Source organism: Burkholderia torrens (assembly GCF_984668525.1).
Window position 1 is genome coordinate 2672302 of record NZ_OZ480211.1, and the last position, 14851, is coordinate 2687152.

Genomic DNA, 14851 nt, shown 5'->3' on the forward strand with positions numbered 1-14851 from the left:
GAAGCCCGCTTTGCGACAGCAAGCGGGCTTTTTATTTGTCGTCGCTGCCGTGCAGGAAACCCGCTGCGTCACGACAACGCAGATCCCGTGCGGAACATTGCGCCGTAGCTACCGCGGTCAGAAAAAGCGAGGGATCTCGAGTGATCAGAATGTCTTTACCTGCGGCATCAAACTCGCATCCGCACCGGTCACGGCAAACGTCCCCTTCGCCGACGCCCCCGACGGCAGCGCCAGCAAGCTGCCGTCCCCCAGCCGGTTCGCATCGACGACCATCTGGCTCGCCGCACACCCGTTCGCCAGCAGCGACACCGGCACACCAGCGATCGCCGAGAACGTATTCCCCGTCACGCTGAAAGAACACACGTTCCGATACGCGCGGAAACCGGCATAACCGGAGCCGGACACACTGTTGCCCGTCACCGCGACGTTCGTCACCGTGCCCGTCGACGTGTCCAGTTCGAGCGCCGCCTGCTGCGTCGGCTGCAGCCCGTTGTTCACGGTCGAATTCTGAATGTTGGTCACGACGTTGCCGGTAATCACGACGTTCGACGCACCATACGAGTTCCAGCTGTCCTCCTGCGCCACCAGGATGCCCGCCGCCTTCTGCACGCCGTCGACCGTATTGTTCGAGATCGTCACGGCCTGCCCGCCGACCACCGCAATGCCGCGTCCCCAAGCGTTGCCCGACACCGCGTTATGGTCGATCAGCACGTTGCTGCTGAGGCGGCCGTCGCCGAGATAGCTGACGACGGCGATCAGGTCGTCGCCGGTGGCCGTCACCGTATTGTCCTGCACGAGCACGTTGATCGATCCGTTGGTCGCGTGGATGCCGTCGGCCAGCGTCGCGTGGACGGTATTGCCGACGATCGCGACACTATTGCCGCCGAACACGAAGATCCCCGCACTCGCGCCGCCGTCGATCGTCACGCGCAGCACCTGGACGCCCGTGCCCGTCACCTCGACCTTGGTCGAGGCCGGCGTCGTGAGCCGCGTCGTGCCGGTGCCGGCCAGCGTCACGCCCACGAGCGTCGAACCGGTGCCGCTCATCACGATCGTCTGGTCCGCGGGATTCGTGGCGGCCAGCGTCGCGCCGTATCCGGAAATCACCGCCTGCGGCACGCCCACCGTGAGCGAATGCCCGACGACGTAACGCCCCGGCGCGATGACCAGGCGCTGGCCGGCCTTCAGGCTGTCGAATGCCTTTTGCAGCGCATCGGCCTGGTCGCTGCCGTCGGCGGCCGGATAGACGGTCACGTCCGCAACGATCGTGGAATTTGCACCCTGCGTGGGCAAGCGCGCGTTGCCCGATGTCGTGCCGGCGGGACTGGACGCCGGCGCAGGACCGGCGGGAGTCGCCGACGGAGGCGAGGTGCCGGAGGCCGCGCTGGCAGGTTCGGCGGACGAGGCAGGTGCGCCCACAACGGTCTGCGGCGCCGGCGCCGCATTGTCGCCGCCACCGCCGCACGCGGCGACGCCAAGGCAAAGCGCGGCGAGCATCGCCCGATCGACTGTACGCATAGGATTTCCGACGAGCCCGAGATGGCCCCCATCCTAAGTACGCGCGGCACCTTTGTAAATGAGGCCTTCGTCCGCCCCGCAGCACTGTATGTCTCACGCACAAATCGTTGGCGGTCCTCTCCGATTCATCGACGTGACATGCGACATGCGATCGCACTTCGTCCAATCGGCACGGACTCGCACCACGCATTGCGTAGAATCCCGAACCTTTTCCCGTACCCGGACACGACCATGATTCGAACCCTCGCGGCGCTGGCCATACTTTCTGCCCTGACCTGCACGGCGAACGCCGCCGATACCGGCACGGTGCCCGCCAAGCCGCGCTATGTGAGCCCGGGCATCGCCAACGTCACGACCGCAGCCGCGCCGCATCAGGAAAGCGACTCGTCCGACGCCCGTTGCCGCGAACTGGCCGCGGGCATCGACGCGGTCACGCACGCGCCCGACCGCGGCCACAAGCTCGTGCGCGGGATGGGCCCGGACGGCAAGCCGCGCAACGAACTGCGCGCCTATGACAAGCGTGCCGACCTCGAAGTCGAGCATCGGCAGCTCGGCTGCCGCTAACGAACACCGCCCCGCCCGGCCGAATCACGCCGGGCGTCGTCCTTACGCGTTCGCACCGCCGTCGATCGTCAACCCGGTGCCGTTGATCGACCGTCCTTCCGGCCCGACGACGAACGCCACGAGCGCGGCGACGTCATCGGCCTTGCCGTACTGCGGAATCGCCATCCGCGAACGCTGCGCACTGGCGTGCTCGCCGTCGGCCGAATTCATGTCGGTATCGGTCGAACCCGGATGCACGATATTAACCGTGATGCCGCGCGAGCCGAGATCGCGCGCGAGCCCTTGCGTCCAGCCGATCAGCGCGGCCTTGCTCGCCGCATAGAGGCTCATCCCCGCATCGGGCACGCGTGTCGCGAGGCAACTGCCGGTCGACACGATGCGCCCGCCCTCCCCGAGATGCCGCGCCGCCGCCTGCGACGCGACGATCACCGCGCGCACGTTCACGTTCAGCGTCGCGTCGATATCGTCGAGCGTGAGGTCGTCCAGCGCGCCGGCCCGAAAAATCCCCGCGTTGTTGACGAGGATGTCGAGCCCGCCGAACGCCTCCGCGGCACGGTCGACCGCGTCGCGCACCGCAACCGGATCGGCGCTGTCGGCCTGGATCGCGACGGCGCGACGGCCCAGCGCCTCGATGCTCGCGACGACGGCACGCGCCCGCTCGGCCGATTTTTCGTACGTGATCGCAACATCCGCACCATCGGCTGCCAGCCGTTTCGCGATCGCCGCGCCAATGCCGCGGCTGCCGCCCGTGATGAGTGCACGCTTGCCCTGAAGTCGGTTCATGTCGGTTCCTTTCCTCATTTATGTAATGACCGACACAGAATGTGGCAAGTTGCGCGCCACAGTCAATTGATTTATTTTATCGATCGATACAGAAATCGACGAAGGGACGGACGCAATGGCTGAACGGGGCCGACCGAGAAGCTTCGACAAGGAAGCGGCGCTGGATCGCGCGATGGAGGTGTTCTGGCGTCTCGGCTACGAAGGTGCGTCGATGACGGACCTGACGACCGCGATGGGCATCGCGTCGCCGAGCCTGTATGCGGCGTTCGGCAGCAAGGAAGCGTTGTTCCGGCAGGCGCTCGAACACTACCGCGCCACGGAGGGACGGGAAATCTGGGATGGCGTCGAACACGCCGGCAGCGCGCACGACGCAATACGGAACTACCTGATGGATACCGCGCGCGTGTTCACGCGGCGTTCGAAGCCGGCCGGCTGCCTGATCGTGCTGTCGGCGCTGCATCCTGCCGAACGTTCCGATACGGTCCGTCAAACGCTGATCGCGATGCGCGAGCGCACGGTCGAGGCGTTGCGGGATCGCCTCCGGCAGGGCGTCTCGACCGGCGAGATCTCGGCGGACGCAGACCTCGACGCGATCGCGCGGTACTACGTGACGGTTCAGCAGGGCATGTCGATCCAGGCGCGCGACGGCGCGAGCCGCCGCGATCTGGAGGCCGTCGCGCAAGCCGCGCTGGCCGCATGGCCGGCGCTCGTCGGCGCGCACGGCATGGGCGGCGCGTAGCGGCAGGACATCGCCACGCGCGACCGCGTCGGCAGGTTACTGCTTCGCTGCGTGCTGCACGTCCTTCGACGCATGCCACACACGATAGCGCACCTCGAAGCCGTCCGGCACGTAGACGACGAGCGGCAGGCGGCTGTTGTAGCGCAGCAGCTGGCCGTCGCCGCGCACCTGCACGAAGCGTTGCTGCGGCGCCTGGCCCGGACACGCCATCAGCGTCGAAGCCGGCCCCTTCACGTCGGTGAGCTGGTAATACGTGTAACCCCAGCCCTTTACGTCCTCGGCGGTCAGCTCGCCGCCGAACCACTGCTGGTTGCAATCGGTCTGCAGCGTCTTGCCGATCATCAGCTCGACGCGCGCATCGCCTTCGTTCTCGAGTGCGGGCAGCCCGATCACGACGCGCTGCTGGCCGGCCGCCGCTTGCGGAAACATCTTGATCGACTCGGCCGGCACGGCGGGCGCCGATGCGGGGGCCGCCATGCACGCGGCGGCAGTCGTAACGCAGAAAGCGGCCAGCGCGGCCCGGATCGCGAATTTCATCGATGTGCTCCTGAAAAACAAATGAGCCCCGGATGCTAACACTTTCGCATCAAGACCTTACGGGGCTGTAATTTGCGGACACAATTGCAAACAGCTGCCGGTTCCCGTGCGCGGTACTTATACGGCAACCAACGGAGAACATCATGCTGAAGCTCATTGCTGCCGCCGGCGTCGCGACCTTGCTGGCCGGCTGCGTCGTCGCCCCGGACGCCGGATACGGCTACGGGCAGCCCTACTATTCCGATCCCGGCTACGCGTACGCACCGTCCCCCGTGTACGGCACGGTCAACATCTGGGGCGGTGGCGGCGGACGCGACTGGGATCGCGGCCGGCGCGACTACCATCGCTGGGACGGCGATCGCGGCAACCGCGGCAACGGCTGGGGACGCGGCGGACGCCACGGCGACTGGAACGATGGCGGCGGGCGTGGTGACGGCGGCGGCGGCCATCGTCACTGACACGCATTTGCAACCGTTTGTATCCGCGCACGGCCCGCCGACGGCCGGTCGCGGATCACGCAAGCGTACGGACAGCCGCACAAAAGCAAAGGCCCTCGCATGAAGCGAGGGCCTTTTGCCGTCCGGTCCTGCGACATGAACGTCGGCGGGTGCCGGCCGGCGCCCTGCCCGTTCACGCGTCGCGTGCGCCTGCTTACCAGCCGGCCGGCTGCGCGTAGCCACCCTGCACCGGCGCGCCGCACACGTACGCGCGCTGATAGCGGTCGTAGCAATAGTTCGGGCCGTCGTCCTGATACTGCGCCTGCTGATAGGTCGGATACGCAGGCTGCTGGTAGGCCGGCGCCTGGTAGTACGTCGGCGGCTGATAGGCCGGTGCCTGGTACACGGGCGCCTGATACGCGACGGGCGGATTCATCGCGGACGTCACGATCGCGCCCAGCACCGCGCCGCCGATCAAGGCGCCGATGACGGCGCCGCCGTCGCGGCCATGCGCGGACGCCGGGCCCGCGACGGCGAGCGAACCGGCGAGGACACACACTGCGGCAATCTTTTTCATGATGGACTCCCACGCGAAGTGGTACTGGATGCGATGCATTGTGGCGGCACGCGGCCGTAATAGATGCAGCAAGTGGTAACGCGCGATTACCGGTGTCACGCCCACCGGAACGCCGCGCCGCCGTGCTACGATTTTCGGCATACAGGAGACGCCTTCATGCAGCCCGAAACCGCCCGCCGTTTCGATACCGAATTCGCACCGCGCATCGCGCAGGCCATCGCCGCCTTCTTCGCCGAGCACGTGCTGACCGACGTCGTCCCGTACGGCGGCCACGGGCATCCGACGCGCGTGCAGATCCGCAGCGCGCCGCACGAGCATGTGAGCGGCTTCGAGCATCCGCTGAATCTCGAGCTGACCTGGGACACCGACGAAATCGAGCGGCTGATGTCGCAGGACGGCCCGCAGCGCTTCGAGCACTACCTCGCCGCGCTGCCGAAGAAGCTGGGTGCATGGCAGGGCGCACGCGACATCGATCTCGCGTCGCGCACGCAGGCCGAACCGCTCGTGCGGCTCGGCGGTCTCGACTTCGAAGGCTGAGTGCGCGGGTCGGCGTCACGTCACGCGGCCCGGTGATACACTCGACCGGCCCCGATCCGGTGCAGCCGCGCCGGCCGGGCCGTTCATCGCCGCCTCCACCCTTTTCGCATGGTTGCGCACGCAACCGGCAAGCGGGCGCGCGGACAACCACGCTCTCGCTCCCGTCATGAACGCCGATACCGGCCTGCCGCTTCCGCAACGCTACTGGGCGATCGTCTGCGTCGCACTGGGCATCACGCTCGCCGTGCTCGACGGCGCGATCGCGAACGTCGCACTGCCGACGATCGCGCACGACCTGCATGCATCCGACGCCGCGTCGATCTGGATCGTCAACGCGTACCAGCTCGCGGTCACGATCACGCTGCTGCCGCTCGCGTCGCTCGGCGAGCGCATCGGCTATCGCCGCATCTACATCGCCGGGCTCGCGCTGTTCACCGCGGCCTCGCTCGGCTGCGCCCTTGCCGGCTCGCTGCCGATGCTGGCCGTGATGCGCGTGATCCAGGGATTCGGCGCGGCCGGCATCATGAGCGTCAACGCGGCGCTCGTGCGGATGATCTATCCGTCGTCGATGCTCGGGCGCGGGCTGTCGATCAACGCGATGGTCGTCGCGCTGTCGTCGGCGATCGGGCCGACGGTCGCGTCTGCGATCCTGTCGTTCGCATCGTGGCCGTGGCTGTTCGCGGTCAACGTGCCGATCGGCATCGCCGCTGTCCTCGGCAGCGTGCGCGCACTGCCGGCCAACCCGCTGCACGACGCGCCGTACGATTTCCCGAGCGCGCTGATGAATGCGTGCGTGTTCGGCTTGCTGATCACGGCCGTCGACGGACTCGGCCACGGCGAGGGCCACGCATACGTCGCGGCCGAACTGGCGGTCGCGTTCGTCGTCGGCTATTTCTTCGTGAAGCGCCAGTTGTCGCAGCCGGCGCCGCTCCTGCCCGTCGACCTGATGCGCATCCCGATGTTTGCGCTGTCGATCTACACGTCGATGGCGTCGTTCACGTCGCAGATGCTCGCGTTCGTCGCGCTGCCGTTCTGGCTGCAGAATTCGCTCGGCTTCTCGCAGGTCGAAACCGGCCTCTACATGACGCCGTGGCCGCTCGTGATCGTGTTCGCCGCGCCGCTCGCGGGCGTGCTGTCGGACCGCTATTCGGCCGGCATTCTCGGCGGGATCGGGCTTGCGCTGTTCGCGGCCGGACTGCTGTCGCTCGCGACGATCGGTGCGCATCCGGGTACCGTCGACATCGTGTGGCGGATGGCGCTGTGCGGCGCGGGCTTCGGGCTGTTCCAGTCGCCGAATAACCGCGCGATGCTGTCGTCGGCGCCGCGCGAGCGCAGCGGCGGCGCGGGCGGCATGCTGAGCACCGCGCGCCTGACCGGCCAGACGCTCGGCGCGGCACTGGTCGCCCTGATTTTCGGACTGTCGCCCGATCGCGGGCCGACGATCGCGCTCTATGTCGCGACGGCATTCGCGGCGGTGGCGGCCGTCGTGAGCATGCTGCGCATCACGTCGCCACGGCCGGACGCGACGACCTGACGCGGCCACGCGCCGCACGCGCGACGGGCGTCACGCGGCGTCGAGCGCGTCCATCACGAAGCGCACGCGCGCCTTTACGCCGACGCGCGGCAACTCGATCAACCGGTATCCATAAGACGTGTAGCAATCGACCATCGCGTCGTAGGTCCGCTCGGCCTCCGCGAAATCCTGCCGGCGCTCGGTGTCCTGCGCGTAGATCTCGGGCCACGGCGGCGCGATGAACACGCGCCGGTGATAGCGGAAACGGCGGGCCGCCGCTTCCGCATGCGCGGGAACCGGCAGGCCCGTCAGCCGCAGGTAGCCGACCACGTCCGGCACGCCGCGATCGAAGAACACGGGCCCGCGCGCCTGCCGCGCGAGGTGATACGAACGCATCTCCCAGCTCAGCATCAGCTCGGCAAACGCCGCCGGGTCGCGCCACGGCAGCGCGCGGCCGTCGATGGCCATCTGGTCGCGGATCACGCCGCGCCCGGCTTCCTGCGAGCGCGCAAAGCCGGCACGTTCGAGCGCATCGAGCAGCGTGCTCTTGCCCGAACCCGGGCCGCCCGTCACGACGAAGAAGCGGCCGACGGCAGCTTCCGTCGCTTCGTCCTCGGCACCGGCGCCCGGTGCGAACTCACGCATGCGCAACCCGCCGGCCCGCACGCTGCGTGACCGACGCAGCCGCCGCGACACTGCGCAGGTCGGCGACGAACGTGTCGCGCCAGACCGACAGGTCGTTGTCACGGAGCCGCGCGAGATTCTCCTCATGACGCGCCTGCCGCTCCGCGAGCGGCATCGACAGCGCACGCTCCAGCGCCTCGGCCATCTGCGACAGGTCGTACGGATTGACGAGCAACGCGCCGGTCAACTCGGCCGCCGCACCGGCGAACTCCGACAGCACGAGCACGCCCGGATCGGCCGGATCCTGCGATGCGACGTACTCCTTGGCGACGAGATTCATCCCGTCGCGCAACGGCGTCACGTAGCCGACCTGCGACATCCGGAAGAACGCCATCAGCAGGTTGCGCTCGTACTTGCGGTTCAGGTACTGGATCGGCGTCCAGTCGAGTTGCGAGAAACGGCCGTTGATGCGGCCGGCTTCGCCTTCGAGCGTTTCGCGAATGTCCTGGTAGGTCTGCACATCGGAACGCGTCGGCGGCGCGATCTGCAACAGCGACACGCGCCCCTGCCAGCCCGGCGCGTTCGCGAGCATCCGCTCGAACGACTGGAAGCGCTCGACGAGCCCCTTCGAGTAGTCGAGACGGTCGACGCTCATCACGAGCTTGCGGCCGTCGAGCGCCTCGCGCAGCATCTTCACGGGCTTGCGCGTGCCGTACTGGACGGCCGCCTGCGCGATCGCGTCGGGATGCACGCCGATCGGATAGGCGGCGACCTTCACGACCCGGCCGTGCGCGTGCAGCATCCCGTCGTCGCTTGCCGCGCCGATCCCGCGCCGTTCGATGTAGTCGGTAAATGCCTGCTTGTCGGCCTCGGTCTGGAAGCCCGCGACGTCGTACGCGCACATGAACTTCACGAGTTCCTCGTGCGGCGGCACGAGGCGCAGCATGTCGGGCGACGGAAACGGGATGTGCAGGAAGAAGCCGATCGGGTTCTTCACGCCGAGCTCACGCAGGTAATGCGCGAACGGCAGCAAATGGTAGTCGTGTACCCAGATCAGGTCGTCGGGCCGCAGCAGCGCGGCAAGCTGCTTCGCGAGCATCGCGTTCACGCGCAGATAACCGGCGTACTCCTGACGATCGAAGCGCGCGAGATCGCCGCGGTAATGGAACACCGGCCACAGCGTCGCGTTCGAGAAACCGCGGTAGTACTGATCGTAGTCGCGCCGGGTCAGCCCGACCGTCGCGTACGTGACGTTACCGTCCCGCTGGATCGCGGGTTCGGCGTCGGGCGCACCGACGATCTCGCCGTTCCAGCCGAACCAGACGCCGCCGCTTTCCTTCAGCGCATCCATCACGCCGACGGCCAGGCCGCCCGCGCTCGGGCGCGTGTCCTCGCCGGCGGCGACACGGTTCGATACCACGATCAATCTGCTCATGCGGCTTCCCCTCCTCGATTCGATTGGCTGGCGCGCGACGCGCGCCCAAGCGGGCACGGCTGCCCGAAGGCGGCCGTGCGGCGATTCAGTTCCGAGAAATGCAATGAAATACGGCGATGGAATGCGGCGACGACGACATCAAGCGTCCTGCTCCTGGCCGAGATCGCGTTGATAGTCGAGCCCTTCCGGGCGAGCGCCGCCCTGGTTGTGATCGCCGTCGGACGGCGTCTCGTCGGGCGCGCCGGCAGGCGGTTCCGACGGCGCGTCGGTCTGCGGACGCGGGCGGTCTGCCCCCGTGTCAGGTGGCTGATGCGACAACCGTTTTGAACGACGCATGGCTGGGTGTCTCATGTGCGGCGCGGCTCGAGGCCGTCGTAGAAACATTCCATAACAAAACAGTCTAGGTCGGTTCCTTGCACGCCAAGGTAACAATTACCTTCAATTTGTAACGTTTCGACCCCTCGCCAATCATCTATCCGACAATAGCGCCGCGCGTGCGCACGCGGCATGCCGGCCGGCGATTTGTCAAAGCTTTGCAGTTTTCCTATGACAATTGCGAAACAATGATGCGGCATCAGGGCGTGCATGCGCCGCCGCTCACCCAGACAGGACTTGCACTCAGGGATGAACATTCGTTTCGAATCGTCGCGTCGGGCCATGCCGGCGCGCGTCGTGCTGGCCGTCATCGCCACGGCCGCACTGCTGTCGGGCTGCAACTCGCTGTACAGCGAAGGCGCGACAGCCGGCGCCGGTATCGCGGGCGCCGCGATCGCTTCCAAGGTCACGAACAACGCTGCCGTCGCGACGGGCATCGGCCTCGGCGCCGTGGCCGGCGCGCGGGCCGGCGTCCAGTACTCGCAGCGCGTCGCACACCGTTACACACAGGAACAGATCGCGAAGGCGGCCGGCCCGCTCGACGTCGGTGGCGTCGCGCCGTGGTCGACGCACCACTCGTTCCCGATCGAGGACGACGAACAGGGCCGCGTGACGGTGAGCCGGATGATCAGCGTCGGCCCGCTCGACTGCAAGGAAATCGTGTTCGCGGTCGACACGCCCGCGAAACCCGACAAGGCCGCGCAATCCGCGTTCTACGTCGCGACCCTCTGCCGCGACGGCGCCGTGTGGAAATGGGCCTCGGCCGAGCCGGCGACCGAACGCTGGGGCGCGCTGCAATGAGCGTCGCGATCCGTCTCGCGGCCATCGGCGCATTGTGCGCGGCGACGGCCGCGCTGTCGGGCTGCGGCTCGGTCGGCGCCGCGAGCGGCGCACTGGCCGGCGCGGCGACGGGCCTCGTCACCGCGAACCCGGCGGTCGGCGTCGGCGTCGGGATCGCCGTGCAGGCCGCGACCGACGAGGCCGTCAACCGCACGATGAAGCAGCTCCATCAGAACCAGCAGGATGCGATCGCGAAGGTGGCCGGCAGCCTGGCCGTCGGCGAGGTGAAGCCGTGGAAGGTGAAGAACACGCTGCCGCTGGAAAACGGCGAAGGCGAAGTGCGCGTCGCGCGCGCTTATTCGACGCCGCTCGCGCTGTGCAAGGAATTCACGTTCTCGGTGAAGGACGGCGACAAGGCCAGCTGGTATTTCGCGAATGCGTGCCAGCAAGGCACGCACTGGAAGTGGGCGTCGGCGGAACCGGCGGTCGACCGGTGGGGGAATCTGCAGTAACGGCGCGGTGCGCGGCGCCCTCGCCGTTCAGGAAACCGCGCGGCCCCGCCGATTTCAGGACTCGACGTCCTCGAGGCTGAAGATCTCGGTCTGGTCGTTGTACGAGAAGATCTCGCCGTAACGGCCCCAGTCGATCACCGCGTCGAGCGTTTCCTCGGCCGCGCCGTCGGACAGGAAATCCTCCAGCTCCTGCTCGAAGCGCACGCGCGGCGCACGATGGCCCGGGCGCTCGTTCAGCACCTTCTTGATCCGTGCAGCCAGCGGCACGTGCTTCAGCAGATGATCCGCGAACATCAGCTTGCGCTCCTGCGTGCCGAATTCCGCGAACACGCGCCCCGGCGGCGTCAGGAACACGTCGCCTTCGCGCACGTCCGCGAAGCCGAGATACTGCAGCACTTCGGCGATCGGGAACAGGTCGTCGACTTCCAGATGCAGCGTGCGCGCGATTTCCGGCATGTCCGCGCGGCCGTGGTACGGCGCCATCGCGAGCGTTTCGATCAGGCCGGCCATCAGGTTGGTCGACACCTGCGGCAGCCAGCTGCCGAGCTCGAGCCCCTTCTTCGTCGCTTCGCCGGTCTGGCGCGCGGTCATCTTCGCGTAGATGTCGTCGACGAGCTTGCGAAACGCCGGGTCGAGACGATTACGCGGGTGCTTGAACGGCACCTTGATCTCGGCGATCACGCGGCCGGGGTTCGACGACAGCACGAGGATCCGGTCGCACATGAACACGGCTTCCTCGATGTTGTGCGTGACGATCAGCACCGACTTGATCGGCATGCGGCCCTGCGTCCACAGGTCGAGCAGGTCGGTACGCAGCGTCTCGGCCGTCAGCACGTCGAGCGCCGAGAACGGCTCGTCCATCAGCAGGATCGTCGGGTCGACGACGAGCGCACGCGCAAAACCCACGCGCTGGCGCATGCCGCCCGACAGCTCGCGCGGGTACGCGTTCTCGAAACCGTCGAGGCCGATCAGGTCGATCGCCGCGAGCGCGCGTTCGCGCCGCTCGCGTGCGCCGACGCCGAGCGCTTCCAGCCCGGCTTCCACGTTCTGCAGCACGGTAAGCCACGGGAACAGCGCGAAGGTCTGGAACACCATCGCGACGCCTTCGGCCGGGCCGCTCAGCGGCTTGCCGAGGTAGGTCACTTCGCCGCCGGTCGGCTCGATCAGGCCGGCGATGATGCGCAGCAGCGTCGACTTGCCCGAGCCGGAACGGCCGAGCAGCCCGACGATCTCGCCTTCGCGCAGCGACAGGTTCGCATCGTCGAGCACGAGCAGTTCGCCCTGCGTCTTGTTGAAGCCGCGGCAGACGTGATCGACCCGCAGGATTTCCTCACCGAGGCGCGGCGGCTGGGACGTCTGGACGGGGGCGTTTACAGCATTCGGATTGTGCATCGCGTTTCGCTCTCAATCGGACTCAGTCGAGCCGCAGCTTCGCTTCGGCGAAGGCATACAGCGGGCGCCACAGCAGGCGGTTGAACAGGGTGACGAACAGGGACATCACGGCGATGCCCAGGATGATCTTCGGGAAATCGCCGGCAGCCGTGGTCTGCGCGATGTACGCGCCGAGGCCATGCGCCTCGATCCTGGTGTTGCCCCACTGCACGGCTTCCGACACGATGCTCGCGTTCCACGCGCCGCCCGACGCGGTGATCGCGCCCGTCACGTAGTACGGGAAGATGCCGGGCAGGATCGCCTGCCGCCACCACTGCCAGCCACGGATGCGGAAGTTCGTCGCCGCTTCGCGATAGTCGTTCGGGTAGGAGGTCGCACCGGCGATCACGTTGAACAGGATATACCACTGCGTGCCGAGCACGATCAGCGGCGACAGCCAGATGTCGGCGTTCAGGTGGAAGCGCGCGATCACGATCACGAACACCGGGAACAGCAGGTTCGCCGGGAACGCGGCGAGGAACTGCGCGAGCGGCTGCAGCTTCTCGGCCAGCTTCGGGCGCAGCCCGACCCATACGCCGATCGGCACCCAGATCAAGGACGCGATCGTGATCAGCACGACCACGCGCAGCAGCGTGATGAGCCCGAGCACGATCACGTGGCCGACCTCGGCCATCGTCACGCCGGTCGACACGAAGCTGACGACGCGCCACACGATATAGGCCGTGCCGAGCAGCACGAGGATCGCCCACGTGATGTCGACGGTGCGCGACGCCTTCTTCTCGACTTTCGGCAGCGAGAAGCGCATCGCGCCCGACAGCGGCAGGCGCAGCGGAATCCGCGCGGCCTTCGCGAAGAACCAGCCGGCCGGCACGAGCAACTGATGAATCAGGCGCGTGCGGCGCACGAGGTCGAGCAGCCAGGACTGCGGCGCATCGCCCGACGCGGTGTTCTCCATCCGGAACTTGTCGGCCCACGCGATGAGCGGACGGAACAGGAACTGGTCGTAGGCGAGGATCACGACCGTCATCGTGACGATCACCCAGCCGATCGCGCCGAGGTTCTTGTCCGAGATCGCCTGCGCGAGATACGCGCCGATGCCCGGCAGCGTGATGGTCTGGTTGCCGACGGTGATCGCCTCCGACGCGACGACGAAGAACCAGCCGCCCGACATCGACATCATCATGTTCCAGATCAGGCCCGGCATCGAGAACGGCACCTCGAGCTTCCAGAAGCGCTGCCACGACGTCAGGTGGAAACTCCGCGCCACTTCGTCGAGGTCGCGCGGCACCGTGCGCAGCGACTGGTAGAAGCTGAACGTCATGTTCCACGCCTGGCTCGTGAAGATCGCGAAGATCGCCGCGAGCTCGGCACCGAGCACGCGGCTCGGGAACAGCGCGAGGAAGAACGTGACGGTAAACGAGATGAAGCCGAGCACCGGCACCGACTGCAGGATGTCGAGGATCGGGATCAGGACCATGCCCGCGCGGCGGCTCTTGGCCGCGAGCGTGCCGTAGACGAGCGTGAACGCGAGCGACGCGACCATCGCGGCGAGCATCCGCAGCGTGGTGCGCAACGCGTATTCGGGCAGGTTCGACGGATCGAGCGAGATCTTCTGCGTCTGCAGCACGCCGATCGGCGCCATCGTTTCGTGGAAACCGACGACCGCCATCGCGATCAGGCAGATGATCAGCGGAAACGCGATGAAGTCCCACCGGTTCGGCAGAACGCGCCACGCGGACGCGTTGGCGGTCCGGTTCGGATTGAAGAATCCGACGTCCATCAGGCGCCCTCCCCGGTAAGGCCGAACGAAGCCGGCAGTCGATGTTGATTCATGGCAAAGCGCACGGGCGCGGTAATTCGATTGACTGACGATCTCGCGCACGCGCGATGCGCCGTGCGTGCAAGCTGCGCCCGCGATCCCGGGCGAGTCGGCCCGCGACGGCACGACACTACACCAACCTGTATTTCAGGTACAACCGTCCGGGGGCGGCGCACGGCTCGTGCCCGACGCGCGGGCGGACGGCTGGTGCGCGGCATGGCGCAGCCCGGCCCGAGACCTTCGGCCGGCAGCAGGCCCGAATTATGCCGTGATCCGGCCCGGTCGGGAACCCGCCAGCCGCACGCGGGCGCAAACCGTGTCGGACGTCACGAGCCGGATGCGGCGAAGCGGGTATGATCGGGGCTAGCCCCCTTGGGGATCGATCGACGAGCGGGAGGAAAGGGAATGGCAGGAAACTTGGTGATCGTCTGCCGCGATCAGGATGCCGACGCGTTCTACGAACTGATGCAGGAGTACGGGTCGTTCCAGACGCGGCTGTCGTCGACGGCGTGGTACCTGAACATGAACGTCGTACCGGAATCGCTGCAGGAGGAAATCCTGGAGCGCCTCGGCCGGTATACGACCGTCTACATTTTCGAGGCCACGACCGTGACCTACAACACGATCGACAGCAACGCGGCCGAGACGCTCGGCACGCTGTTCGGCGAATGATGCCGCGCGGCGCCCGCCCGGCCGGGCAGGCGCCGCA

Annotated in this window: 17 protein-coding genes; 8 read left to right on the plus strand and 9 right to left on the minus strand. The window is 67.4% G+C overall.

What is annotated here, in order from left to right:
* Nucleotides 1-144 precede the first annotated feature (144 nt).
* The gene (locus tag AC5LXX_RS12335) at nucleotides 145-1497 is read right to left on the minus strand and encodes a right-handed parallel beta-helix repeat-containing protein (protein WP_493411127.1); all 1353 of its coding nucleotides are present in this window, start codon (nucleotides 1495-1497) and stop codon (nucleotides 145-147) included.
* Nucleotides 1498-1749: 252 nt separating this feature from the next.
* Here AC5LXX_RS12335 and AC5LXX_RS12340 point away from each other — a divergent pair, with 252 nt between their 5' ends.
* Entirely contained in the window at nucleotides 1750-2082 is a 333-nt protein-coding gene (locus AC5LXX_RS12340; protein ID WP_493409630.1) for a hypothetical protein, read from the plus strand.
* Between the two features lie 42 nt (nucleotides 2083-2124).
* On the opposite strand, the gene AC5LXX_RS12345 is transcribed toward AC5LXX_RS12340, so the two are convergent.
* Nucleotides 2125-2865 (minus strand): SDR family NAD(P)-dependent oxidoreductase, encoded by a 741-nt coding sequence (locus tag AC5LXX_RS12345; protein ID WP_493409631.1) that lies wholly within the window; start codon nucleotides 2863-2865, stop codon nucleotides 2125-2127.
* A gap of 115 nt (nucleotides 2866-2980) precedes the next feature.
* Here AC5LXX_RS12345 and AC5LXX_RS12350 point away from each other — a divergent pair, with 115 nt between their 5' ends.
* Nucleotides 2981-3604 carry a TetR/AcrR family transcriptional regulator gene (locus tag AC5LXX_RS12350; RefSeq protein WP_493409632.1) on the plus strand — a complete coding sequence of 208 codons (624 nt, stop codon included), beginning with the start codon at nucleotides 2981-2983 and terminating at the stop codon, nucleotides 3602-3604.
* A 36-nt stretch (nucleotides 3605-3640) separates the two neighbouring features.
* On the opposite strand, the gene eco is transcribed toward AC5LXX_RS12350, so the two are convergent.
* Entirely contained in the window at nucleotides 3641-4141 is a 501-nt protein-coding gene (gene eco / locus AC5LXX_RS12355; protein WP_493409633.1) for a serine protease inhibitor ecotin, read from the minus strand.
* 143 nt (nucleotides 4142-4284) lie between these two features.
* Here eco and AC5LXX_RS12360 point away from each other — a divergent pair, with 143 nt between their 5' ends.
* Complete coding sequence (locus tag AC5LXX_RS12360; RefSeq protein WP_493409634.1) at nucleotides 4285-4599, plus strand: hypothetical protein; 315 nt, start codon at nucleotides 4285-4287, stop codon at nucleotides 4597-4599.
* A gap of 193 nt (nucleotides 4600-4792) precedes the next feature.
* On the opposite strand, the gene AC5LXX_RS12365 is transcribed toward AC5LXX_RS12360, so the two are convergent.
* A complete protein-coding gene (locus tag AC5LXX_RS12365; RefSeq protein WP_059233504.1) occupies nucleotides 4793-5194 on the minus strand; it encodes a hypothetical protein in 402 nt (133 codons plus the stop codon).
* A 117-nt stretch (nucleotides 5195-5311) separates the two neighbouring features.
* Here AC5LXX_RS12365 and AC5LXX_RS12370 point away from each other — a divergent pair, with 117 nt between their 5' ends.
* Both AC5LXX_RS12370 and AC5LXX_RS12375 read left to right on the plus strand, forming a co-directional pair.
* Nucleotides 5312-5692: a DUF5594 family protein gene (locus AC5LXX_RS12370; RefSeq protein ID WP_124452873.1), complete on the plus strand. Its 381-nt coding sequence runs from the start codon at nucleotides 5312-5314 to the stop codon at nucleotides 5690-5692.
* A 166-nt stretch (nucleotides 5693-5858) separates the two neighbouring features.
* Nucleotides 5859-7226 carry an MFS transporter gene (locus tag AC5LXX_RS12375; protein ID WP_493409635.1) on the plus strand — a complete coding sequence of 456 codons (1368 nt, stop codon included), beginning with the start codon at nucleotides 5859-5861 and terminating at the stop codon, nucleotides 7224-7226.
* A gap of 30 nt (nucleotides 7227-7256) precedes the next feature.
* Here the strand turns inward: AC5LXX_RS12375 and AC5LXX_RS12380 are convergent, their stop codons facing one another.
* The 3 genes from AC5LXX_RS12380 to AC5LXX_RS12390 form a co-directional block, all read right to left on the minus strand.
* On the minus strand, nucleotides 7257-7850 hold the full coding sequence (locus tag AC5LXX_RS12380; RefSeq protein WP_493409636.1) for an AAA family ATPase: 594 nt from the start codon (nucleotides 7848-7850) through the stop codon (nucleotides 7257-7259).
* A complete protein-coding gene (gene otsA, locus AC5LXX_RS12385; RefSeq protein WP_493409637.1) occupies nucleotides 7843-9264 on the minus strand; it encodes an alpha,alpha-trehalose-phosphate synthase (UDP-forming) in 1422 nt (473 codons plus the stop codon). Before otsA ends, AC5LXX_RS12380 begins: the two co-directional genes overlap by 8 nt.
* A 138-nt stretch (nucleotides 9265-9402) precedes the next feature.
* Nucleotides 9403-9600, minus strand: coding sequence for a hypothetical protein (locus AC5LXX_RS12390; protein WP_493409638.1), 198 nt, complete (start codon nucleotides 9598-9600; stop codon nucleotides 9403-9405).
* Nucleotides 9601-9888: 288 nt separating this feature from the next.
* On the opposite strand from AC5LXX_RS12390, the gene AC5LXX_RS12395 reads away from it, so the two are divergent.
* Complete coding sequence (locus AC5LXX_RS12395; protein WP_493409639.1) at nucleotides 9889-10440, plus strand: hypothetical protein; 552 nt, start codon at nucleotides 9889-9891, stop codon at nucleotides 10438-10440.
* Complete coding sequence (locus tag AC5LXX_RS12400) at nucleotides 10437-10931, plus strand: hypothetical protein (protein ID WP_124452861.1); 495 nt, start codon at nucleotides 10437-10439, stop codon at nucleotides 10929-10931. Before AC5LXX_RS12395 ends, AC5LXX_RS12400 begins: the two co-directional genes overlap by 4 nt.
* 54 nt (nucleotides 10932-10985) lie before the next feature.
* On the opposite strand, the gene AC5LXX_RS12405 is transcribed toward AC5LXX_RS12400, so the two are convergent.
* Both AC5LXX_RS12405 and AC5LXX_RS12410 read right to left on the minus strand, forming a co-directional pair.
* The gene (locus AC5LXX_RS12405; protein WP_124452859.1) at nucleotides 10986-12323 is read right to left on the minus strand and encodes an ABC transporter ATP-binding protein; all 1338 of its coding nucleotides are present in this window, start codon (nucleotides 12321-12323) and stop codon (nucleotides 10986-10988) included.
* A gap of 22 nt (nucleotides 12324-12345) precedes the next feature.
* The gene (locus tag AC5LXX_RS12410; protein ID WP_493409640.1) at nucleotides 12346-14103 is read right to left on the minus strand and encodes an ABC transporter permease; all 1758 of its coding nucleotides are present in this window, start codon (nucleotides 14101-14103) and stop codon (nucleotides 12346-12348) included.
* Between the two features lie 444 nt (nucleotides 14104-14547).
* Here AC5LXX_RS12410 and AC5LXX_RS12415 point away from each other — a divergent pair, with 444 nt between their 5' ends.
* Nucleotides 14548-14814 (plus strand): double-stranded DNA-specific endonuclease, encoded by a 267-nt coding sequence (locus tag AC5LXX_RS12415; protein ID WP_011545926.1) that lies wholly within the window; start codon nucleotides 14548-14550, stop codon nucleotides 14812-14814.
* Nucleotides 14815-14851: the final 37 nt, after the last annotated feature.